The sequence below is a fragment of the Psychrobacter sp. TB20-MNA-CIBAN-0197 genome, assembly GCF_040309765.1.
GTDB lineage: Bacteria > Pseudomonadota > Gammaproteobacteria > Pseudomonadales > Moraxellaceae > Psychrobacter > Psychrobacter submarinus.
Map to the genome: position 1 here is coordinate 1 of NZ_JBEOPC010000195.1, position 366 is coordinate 366.

At 59.3% G+C, this 366-nt stretch carries 1 protein-coding gene; it reads right to left on the reverse strand.

What is annotated here, in order from left to right:
* On the reverse strand, nt 1-366 hold a 366-nt coding region (locus AAEY83_RS13280), incomplete at both ends, for a hypothetical protein (protein ID WP_351059478.1).

The following is a 366-nucleotide window of genomic DNA, read 5'->3' on the forward strand; positions in this document are numbered from 1 at the left end:
GTGCGCAGCCTTGGCGAACGACAGCAGGGTCGGTTCGCGCAGGTAGGACACGGCGTAGTCTTCGATGCGCAGGTCTTCGTAGGTAAGGCCGGTGCGCAGCAGTTTGGTGAGGCCGAGGAAGGAGTTCCGGTCGTACTCGATGTGGCCACCATCGGCCTGATCGGTAACCACAAACTCTTCGTAGCCGAGGAAGGTGAAGTGGTTGCCCACCAGCCATTCCAGGAAGCTCTTGATTTCGTTCTTTTCGTCGGCATCGACCGGATAGGCGCTGTTATCGAGCTGGGTGAGGATGTCCTGCACCTTGGCTTTCATCGGCTCGAAGTCAGCGACGGCTACGCGCACTTCACCGAGCACCTGCTCAAGCTC